Source organism: Alteromonas ponticola (assembly GCF_012911815.1).
Classification (GTDB): Bacteria; Pseudomonadota; Gammaproteobacteria; order Enterobacterales; family Alteromonadaceae; genus Alteromonas; species Alteromonas ponticola.
Window position 1 is genome coordinate 459,794 of sequence record NZ_JAATNW010000004.1, and the last position, 9,077, is coordinate 468,870.

The window sequence follows — 9,077 nt, forward strand, 5'->3', positions numbered from 1 at the left end:
ATTTATTAAAATGGATATTTACTTAATGCGTGAATCTCTTCCTCTTAAAAAAGTTTCAGTTAATTTACTAATCCTGCTCATTGGTGGCCTGTTGACAGGTTGCGGAAGTGGCAGTGATAGCGCTGAACCTGAACCAACATATTCGATTTCTGTGAATGTCGAGGGCTTTGTTGGAACTGGGTTGGTACTTCAGAATAATGGTCAAGATAATTTAGAAGTTTCAGACAATGGTGTGTTTTTGTTTGCCACTAGGCTTGAGTCCCAAACTGACTACAATGTTACTATTTTTTCCCTTCCATCTAATCCCGAACATGATTGTCAAATACAGAATGGAACAGGGACAGTTCAGAGTTCCAACGTATCCGACGTTCAGGTAGTTTGTACTGCCACACCAGATGCACCGCAAGTTTCCCTATCTTATAGTATAAAGTCATTAGAGGTTAGTTGGACATCCGCTGAAATTGTTACCAGCTACAACGTTTTGGTTGACAAAGATGGGGAAGAAATCAATGAAACTGATTATACAGCTGTTGCTAATGGAGTAGCCACTTCTACTTTCTCTTTGGAAGTGCCTTTATACGACTATGTTGGTGCAAGCTTCGTGGTTGAAGCCTGTAATAAATTGGGTTGCACGTCATCTTCTTCGGCAACTGTTGAAAACGGCCTTAAACAAGCTGTGGGGTATTTTAAGGCGTCTAATCCCGATGAGTTCGACCAGTTTGGCCGTGCGATCGCGCTTTCTGAGGATGGGACGACGCTTGTTGTTGGGGCTCCAGGTGAAGACGAAAGTGTGCACGACGAAGCGAAAGATAACAATGATTTGGAAAACTCAGGCGCGGTTTACGTTTTTACAAAAAATCAAAATGATAGCTGGCAGCAAACTGCTTACGTTAAAGCTTTTAGTTCCGGAGTTGACGACAACTTTGGTTCCGCTGTGGCGATTACAGAGGACGGTACGGTTCTTGTTGTTGGAACTCCGCGGGAAGATGGCAGTTCGAATAGTGGCTTGGAAGCGGAAAATGATTTACTGCAAGACGCTGGAGCGGTTTACGTCTACATAAAAGATGAAGAAGGCATTTATCAATTACAGCACTATCTAAAGTCTACTGAATCAGTAGAAAATGGCCAGTTTGGAAGTCAAGTGGCAATTTCCGAAGACGGTGCATCTCTATTCGTGACTTCAGCGCACAACATTGAAGGTGTGGGTCTTCGTAATACTGTCTACGTTTATGAAATGACTGACAATAATTGGAGTCGTAAAACGGTATTGATTAGCTCCAATAATGAAGTCAATGATCTGTTTGGGGACGCAATGGACCTCTCTGACGACGGTGAAACCCTAGTTGTAGGGGCGCCTAAAAACGGCGCTGTCGTATTTGATGATGGAGAAATGAGTGAAACTTTTTACGAAGGGGCTGCTTATGTGTTTTCAAAAATCAATAACGAGTGGAGTGAAACAGCATTACTAAAAAGTGCTAACCCTGCCCTTGATAGTTACTTTGGCGATGCGGTAGCAATCGCTGGAGGTGCGTCCAAAATAGTGGTGGGCGAAAATGGTGGACTCGAGCGAGCTGGTAAAGTGCATGTATTTGAGCATGATAAGAATGGATGGGTAAGTACGAGTGAGCTTTCAGCTCCTTATGACGCCGAAAGTGATGATGGATTCGGTTACTCTGTCGCTCTCTCACATGATGGAAATAAGATGTTCGTTGGAGCAATTGGCGAACGCTATGACGCACTAGGTGTTTATTCAGAAAAACCTGATTCCAACATCAAAATTCAAGACGGTGCAGTTTTTGGTTTTGAAATAAATGAAGAAAACTTCTGGGAACACACAAGTTACTTCAAACCAAAACACACTAGTATTTATAGCAGCTTTGGATATGCGATAAAGTTTTCTGACAATGGTACATTGGCTGTCAGTTCTGATACCGAAAGTGGCGGGGGAAGGGGGATCAATAGCGATCCTGCCGAAGAGAGCGAAAAAAGAAGCTCGGGCGCAGTTTATCTTTATTAAGTAACATTTTTACCAAGTGTTGCGAAAATTATAGTACCTCAATGTTTGAAAAACTTTTTATACCTTAAAGTCCATATATCGCTATGGACTTTTTTGTTGGTAATTACTCACATACCCAATAACGAGAGAGCTCCAATGATTGAGACCAGTCTCGTGAATAAAGATAAAACAAAGTATCTAAATTGAATTAAGAAGTGCGGGAGCATGTGCTCTCCATTTGTTGTTTTACCAAAATAACTTTCTTACCTTTAAAATGTCATTACGGTTAGAATTCACTCTCTAAACAAAACTGCAAACACGAACAGCTCGATTTATGTGATAATTATATCGATGAGCTAAGTAGTAAATCAGAAATCACGTTATTTTATCTCTATTACTCGTTTCATGATCGGTAAATGAAATCCTTTGAGGGGGAATCACTAGTGAGAAAAGGAATTATTTTGGCGGGCGGCTCGGGAACCAGACTTCACCCGCTCACTAGAGTGGTAAGTAAGCAGCTTATGCCTGTTTATGATAAGCCAATGATTTACTATCCGTTAACTACGCTAATGATGTCTGGGATAAGAGATATATTAGTTATTACAACCCCAGACGAGCAATCAAGATTTGTTGACCTGTTGGGCGATGGTGCCTCTATCGGTTTAAATATCCAGTATGCTGTACAACCCAGCCCAGATGGCTTGGCACAAGCCTTTATTATTGGCGAAGATTTTATTGGCAATGATAGTTGTGCGCTGATACTGGGCGATAACATTTATTATGGCCACGACTTGAGAGTTTCGTTAAAAAATGCGTACGCCCAGGAGCACGGGGCAACCGTGTTTGGTTATCATGTTAATGATCCAGAACGCTATGGCGTAGTCGATTTTGATAATGACTGGAACGCGATTTCTATAGAGGAAAAGCCAGCCCAACCCAAATCCAGTTATGCCGTAACTGGACTCTACTTTTATGATAATCGGGTGATCGACTTTGCCAAGCAAGTGAAACCTTCTCATCGAGGTGAGTTAGAAATAACCGATTTGAATAACCTTTATCTGCAGGATGGAAGCCTTAAAGTTGAACTGATGGGACGCGGCTCAGCGTGGCTGGACACCGGTACTTTAGATAGCCTGCTCGATGCTGCCAATTTTGTTGCGGCTATTGAAAAGCGCCAAGGGTTGAAAATTTGTTGTCCGGAAGAAGTCGCATTCAGAATGGGTTATATCAATGCTGCGCAATTGGAACAGCTGGCTACACCATTAATTAAAAGTGGCTACGGCGATTATCTGCTAAAAGTCATCCACGATAGAGTAAAATAAACCGTCTCTTTCATTTTAAAATTTCTATTTGAGCGACAGGATGCAAGTAATAAGCACTGACATTCCAGATGTCAAAATCATTGAGCCGCGGGTGTTTGGCGACGACCGTGGTTTTTTCATGGAAACGTTTCGTCAAGACTGGTTCAAACAAGAATGTGCCGATGTTGAGTTTGTACAGGACAATCATTCGAAATCGAAACAGGGGATTTTGCGAGGGTTGCACTATCAAGTAGAGCAAACTCAAGGCAAATTGGTGCGTGTCACAAAAGGTGAAGTATTTGATGTTGCCGTGGACATGCGTAGAAATTCATCGACGTTTAGCCAGTGGGTGGGTGTAATGCTTTCGGCAGAAAATAAACGCCAACTATGGGTGCCTGCAGGTTTTGCCCACGGTTTTTATGTTACTAGCGAATCCGCTGAGTTTGTATATAAATGCACTGACTATTATCACCCTGAGTCTGAGATTTCCGTTAAATTCGATGACCCATCGATTGGCATTGAATGGCCTTTGGTCAACGGACAAGCACCTTCATTGTCGGCAAAAGATGCAGAAGGCCTGGCGTTTGCCAATGCCCCAGCGTTTGAAGGAAGATAAATGAGCATCGTAGTCATTGGAAAATCAGGTCAGCTCTCATACGAGTTACGCCGATTATTAGGTGATAGCGCGACATATTTTGGGAGAGATGATGTAGATATCACGGATTATAACGCCTTATCTACAACACTTAACGCTCTGAAACCCTCCGCGTTAATCAATGCATCCGCTTATACAGCAGTGGATAAAGCAGAATCCGATAGCGCGGCTGCGCATATGGTCAATGCCACAGGGGTGAGCAATTTAGCGTCTTATTGCAAGGAAACAGGTGCGTTTTTTGTGCATATTTCTACCGATTATGTGTTTAATGGTCAAAAGGGTTCTCCGTACAGCGTTGATGATCCTATCGAACCGCAAGGTGTATATGGTGAATCTAAAGCTGAAGGCGAGAAGGCATTAAAATCAATCTTACCTGATGACAGTTGCCTGATTCGTACGGCCTGGGTTTACTCTGTACATGGCAATAATTTTGTCAAAACGATGTTGAAGCTAATGAGTGACAAGCCTAAGCTAACCGTGATTGACGATCAGGTGGGGTCGCCTACCTGGGCAAAAGGGCTGGCCGAAGCCTGTTTATTCGCAGCCACGCAGCGAGTCTCCGGTACTTATCACTGGACCGATGAAGGCGTGTGTAGTTGGTTTGATTTTGCGCTGGCGATTCAGGAACTGGCAATCAGCAAAGGCTTGTTAACCCGTGGAATTGAAATTTCACCTATTCCCACTGCGCAATATCCCACACCAGCAAAACGCCCTCATTATAGTGTGTTGGACAAAGCACTTACCCGAGATGTTTTTAATTCGCTACATCCGACGCACTGGCGCACTCAGCTTTCAGCGATGCTGGATGAACTTAAGCCTACAAACGAGTTATACAAATGAGCAAAAAGATTTTGGTAACAGGGGGGGCCGGTTTTATCGGTTCTGCCGTTGTTCGACACCTTATCAATGATACTGAACACGTTGTCATCAACGTTGACAAGCTGACTTACGCGGGTAATTTAGAATCACTGGCCATGGTGTCAGACAGTGAAAGGTACTATTTCGAGCAAGTCGATATTTGCGATGCCAGCGAAATAAAACGAGTATTAGTGACACACCAGCCGGACATTATCATGCATCTTGCGGCTGAATCGCATGTTGATCGTTCGATTGATGGACCGGGTGAATTCATTCAGACTAACGTGGTTGGCACGTACACGCTGCTCGAAGCCGCTCGTGCGTATTGGTCTTCACTTGATGCTCATAAGAAACAAGCCTTTAAATTTCATCATATTTCTACCGATGAGGTTTACGGTGACTTACCTCATCCTGATGAAGTCGATAGCGGTGAGTCGCTGCCGTTATTTTCTGAAGATACCCCCTATGCGCCAAGCTCTCCCTATTCAGCGAGCAAGGCGTCGTCTGACCAATTGGTTAGAGCCTGGTTGAGAACTTACAAACTGCCTACGCTGGTGACCAATTGTTCCAATAATTATGGGCCGTACCACTTTCCGGAAAAACTCATTCCACTGATTATACTCAATGCGCTGGCGGGTAAACCGCTACCGGTATACGGAAAGGGAAATCAGATCAGGGACTGGCTATACGTTGAAGACCATGCCCGCGCGCTGGTCTTGGTTGCATTGAAAGGTGAAATCGGTGAAACCTATAATATCGGTGGCCACAATGAAAAGCAGAATATTGAAGTTGTTAAAACCGTGTGTGGTATTTTGGATGAGTTAAAGCCAAAAGAGGGCAATTACGCAGGTCAGATCACCTATGTTGCAGATCGTCCTGGGCATGATATGCGCTATGCTATTGACGCGTCAAAAATTGCACGTGAATTGGGTTGGACTCCCGAAGAGACGTTTGAAAGTGGCATTCGTAAGACGGTTAAATGGTATCTGGAAAATGAAAGTTGGTGGAAAGCGGTTTTAGATGGCAGCTACCAGGGAGAAAGGTTAGGTGCAGGCGATTAGTCTTACTGGTTTTTCATGTTAAAATAAAAAATGCCGCTAATCAGCGGTATTTTTATTTGGGTTTGGAAATTAAAATGATAAAGAAGTTCTCCATGTTAACTGTAAAAGCTGCCGTTGGTTTGTTGCCACCGGGAGTGAAAAACAGTTTAAAGAAAAATGCCCGACTCACTGAATTCTACAGTCGTTCATTGCAACGCTCGGGCTTGTTCTTCGGATTTCCCAGCCCCAAAAAGCTGCAGGCGCTTTATAAAAAAAGGCTAAGCCAGCAACAAAATGAGCTCGCTGAATACGAAATAACAAAAACAAACTGTCATGTGGTTATTGCGGGTACCGATCCAAGTAAGGTTACACAAACCATTGCGACCCTGGATAACGACTTTTTACTGGTGTCGTCATTTTTTGTCGAAGACAGCGTTTATTCACTTGTTTCAGATGCAGCCACATCAGACGATTCCATAAAGCCTTTTTCTGCACTGACAGACATTGATGATGCGCCCGGTTTATTCATTCGCCAGGGCGAACGTATTGATATCAGGCGGTTGCTGCAGGCATTAAATAATTACGACCATTCCCAAGAGGCGGAGGTTGTATATTTTGACTGGCATTATTTGGATGAAAAAGGACAACCTGTTGAAGCGCAGTTGTTGCCAGACTGGAATCCTGACCTGCAATTGTCTTCAGGCTATATTAAAACAGCGATATGGATGCAAAAGCCTGGGTATTGGTTGAAAAAGTATCCACTGAATAACGATTACGCTTGCTGGTTTGCACAACTTGCGTTGGCAAACGAAGACGCGATAACGCATATCCCTTTCTCAGTTCTGGCTTCGACAGGCAGTTACAAGCGAGACTCCGGTGACCTAGAATCATTGGCACTGGTGGCGGCGGATAAAGCCGCTGGTACTGTTGATAAAAACAATGCAGTGGTTAACTTGATGTGGCCGCTACACACTTCTCCACTGGTATCTTTAGTTATTCCGACTTACAACGGGTTAGAGCTTGTCCAAGCATGTATTGATTCTATCTTAGAGAAAACAACGTACCAAAATTACGAAATCATTCTGGTTGACAATAATTCTGATGATCCGGAATGTTTAAAGTATTTCGAGCAGCTTAATCGCCATCCAAAAATCACTGTGCTGAAATTTCCATTTCCCTTCAACTATTCAGCTATTAATAATTTCGCGGTTAAGCACGCCAAGGGCGAAATAATCGGGCTGATCAATAATGACATTGAAATAATCACACCTGAGTGGCTTGAGTATATGGCTGGCCACGCCATGCGCGCGGACATAGGCTGTGTTGGCGCGAAGCTGTTATATGCAGATGGTCGCATTCAACACGCTGGAGTAGTATTGGGGTACGGCGGTGGCGCTGGGCATGCGCACAAATACTTTCCACGTAACCATCCGGGCTACCTAAAAAGGATTGCAGCGACGCAGAATTATTCTGCAGTAACTGCAGCGTGCCTACTTATTAAGAAAAAACTGTGGGACCAGGTGGGAGGTCTCGACGAAGTGAACCTTAAAGTGGCATTTAATGACGTCGATTTTTGCTTGCGGGTGCGGGAAACAGGTGTACGCAACCTTTATTGCGCAGAAGCTGAAATGTTTCATTATGAGAGTATATCCAGAGGCTTGGATATTTCTCCAGAAAAGGCGCAACGCTTTAAGCAGGAACTGGACTTCTTACAGACAAACTGGGCCAGCTATATTGAACACGACCCCGCTTATAACCCTAATTTGACTCTGAGAAGAGAAAATTTTTCGATCAAAGAAGCATAACAGTTGTATTAGCTTATTCTGCTAATACAACATTGACTTCCTCTATAGAAATCCCAGCACCGAGTGCATACTGACGGATAACTCGTTCATCGACGCCCGCATTTTGAGCAGCATTTAGAATACGAATCTGCTGCTCTCTCTGATTCAAGGTATTGCCAATTGCGGTTTTAACCACCGCTTCTTTTTGTGATGGGAATACGGCTAAAAGCGCCTCGACCACATACTCACCAACGTACGGCACGGCATTTAATGCCGTTGTCATTATTTCGATGACTTTGTTTGGGTGTTTTAACGACAGTGTTTGCACAATACTGTCGGCTGAATCGGGCTCGGTTAACACTGCAACCCTTACGATTTCATCAAGCTCTTCTGGTGTCGCATTGGCCGCGGCCTGAACAACAAAGTCGACATAGGTAGGTTCTGCATTTATGGCTAGCTCTACAATAGAGGCACAAGAGCTTACATTTTTTTCAATGGCCAGTTGAACAATCTCTTCAGTTGCCGCTGGTTGGGCTGAAATGGCTGCGTGGATTATCTCTTGATAGTTATCTGGATAAAGCTCCAACGCCAAATCAACCAGAATAACGGTATCCTGAGGATAGTGGCTGGCGATAGAGCGGATCGCTCTGCCGACTGACATTGACTGTGCCACTTGCCTCTTTAAAAACTTCTTCTGGAATTCTAAGTGAGGCTTATCTTCTGCTATTGGCGTTCCAGCCTGAAGACCAGTGCAGACCATTGCACATGCAATTGCATTGAAAAGCCAAATTTTGCGCACCATTACTTCTAACCCTCAAGGAAACATCAACCACTTTTTTAATATTATTAATTCCGTATATTAAGAACGTTTAACTTCCCTGAAAGTTCAATTTTCAATTTATTAACAACTTAGAATGAAAAATAACCGCTTAAACAAAATAATGCAAATTTATTAAGTATAGGTATTGACGTAAAGTTATTTATCTCTACAATGCGCATCCGCTTCGACAGGAAAGTCAAAAAGACGACCTGGTACAAAAAGGCGAAAGCCTTATCAGAAGCGGTTTTCAGCGAGACCTTTGAGAAAATAATTTCAAAAACATGTTGACACTGAAAACCAAACGCGTAGAATGCGCGTCCCGCTTCGGGGAGAACCTGAAGCAAAGCAGATAAGAATAGTGATTCATTATCTGTTCTACACAGCATTTGGTTTGTAGTGTTGTGCGACTTGAGGAGTGACGAAGGCGCGTACTAATGTACGTAACTGAGGAACGACGAAATCAAGCGCGACAATACGAAGCAAAGGCGAAGTAGAATGCTCTTTAACAATTTATAACAAGACAATCTGTGTGGGCACTCGTTAAGAGTGTCAACCGACGATTCATATATATAGTTTTTCGATTTTAATTGAAGAGTTTGATCATGGCTCAGATTGAACGCTGG

7 protein-coding genes are annotated in these 9,077 nt (G+C 43.4%); 6 read left to right on the top strand and 1 reads right to left on the bottom strand.

Features of this window, described 5'->3' with window-relative positions; all coding sequences use genetic code 11:
- Positions 1-10: 10 nt before the first annotated feature.
- From HCJ96_RS09240 to HCJ96_RS09265, 6 genes are all read left to right on the top strand, one after another.
- Positions 11-2,017 (top strand): FG-GAP repeat protein, encoded by a 2,007-nt coding sequence (locus HCJ96_RS09240; RefSeq protein WP_169210748.1) that lies wholly within the window; start codon positions 11-13, stop codon positions 2,015-2,017.
- A gap of 422 nt (positions 2,018-2,439) precedes the next feature.
- Entirely contained in the window at positions 2,440-3,318 is an 879-nt protein-coding gene (rfbA, locus tag HCJ96_RS09245; RefSeq protein WP_169210749.1) for a glucose-1-phosphate thymidylyltransferase RfbA, read from the top strand.
- Between the two features lie 40 nt (positions 3,319-3,358).
- Positions 3,359-3,913, top strand: coding sequence for a dTDP-4-dehydrorhamnose 3,5-epimerase (rfbC, locus tag HCJ96_RS09250; RefSeq protein ID WP_169210750.1), 555 nt, complete (start codon positions 3,359-3,361; stop codon positions 3,911-3,913).
- On the top strand, positions 3,914-4,792 hold the full coding sequence (gene rfbD, locus HCJ96_RS09255; protein ID WP_169210751.1) for a dTDP-4-dehydrorhamnose reductase: 879 nt from the start codon (positions 3,914-3,916) through the stop codon (positions 4,790-4,792). It abuts the gene before it with no gap.
- On the top strand, positions 4,789-5,871 hold the full coding sequence (gene rfbB, locus HCJ96_RS09260) for a dTDP-glucose 4,6-dehydratase (protein WP_169210752.1): 1,083 nt from the start codon (positions 4,789-4,791) through the stop codon (positions 5,869-5,871). Before rfbD ends, rfbB begins: the two co-directional genes overlap by 4 nt.
- A gap of 92 nt (positions 5,872-5,963) precedes the next feature.
- Positions 5,964-7,655, top strand: a complete 1,692-nt coding sequence (locus HCJ96_RS09265; RefSeq protein ID WP_169210753.1) for a glycosyltransferase family 2 protein — start codon at positions 5,964-5,966, stop codon at positions 7,653-7,655.
- Positions 7,656-7,668: 13 nt separating this feature from the next.
- Here the strand turns inward: HCJ96_RS09265 and HCJ96_RS09270 are convergent, their stop codons facing one another.
- Positions 7,669-8,394: a hypothetical protein gene (locus HCJ96_RS09270; RefSeq protein WP_246261276.1), complete on the bottom strand. Its 726-nt coding sequence runs from the start codon at positions 8,392-8,394 to the stop codon at positions 7,669-7,671.
- Positions 8,395-9,077 lie beyond the last annotated feature (683 nt).

Excerpts from the sequence above, each read along its gene's own strand:
- HCJ96_RS09240 (WP_169210748.1), top strand. The coding sequence starts at position 11 with ATGGATATTTACTTAATGCGTGAATCTCTTCCTCTTAAAAAAGTTTCA.
- rfbC (WP_169210750.1), top strand. The coding sequence starts at position 3,359 with ATGCAAGTAATAAGCACTGACATTCCAGATGTCAAAATCATTGAGCCG.
- rfbD (WP_169210751.1), top strand. The coding sequence starts at position 3,914 with ATGAGCATCGTAGTCATTGGAAAATCAGGTCAGCTCTCATACGAGTTA.
- rfbB (WP_169210752.1), top strand. The coding sequence starts at position 4,789 with ATGAGCAAAAAGATTTTGGTAACAGGGGGGGCCGGTTTTATCGGTTCT.
- HCJ96_RS09265 (WP_169210753.1), top strand. The coding sequence starts at position 5,964 with ATGTTAACTGTAAAAGCTGCCGTTGGTTTGTTGCCACCGGGAGTGAAA.
- HCJ96_RS09270 (WP_246261276.1), bottom strand. The coding sequence starts at position 8,394 with ATGGTCTGCACTGGTCTTCAGGCTGGAACGCCAATAGCAGAAGATAAG.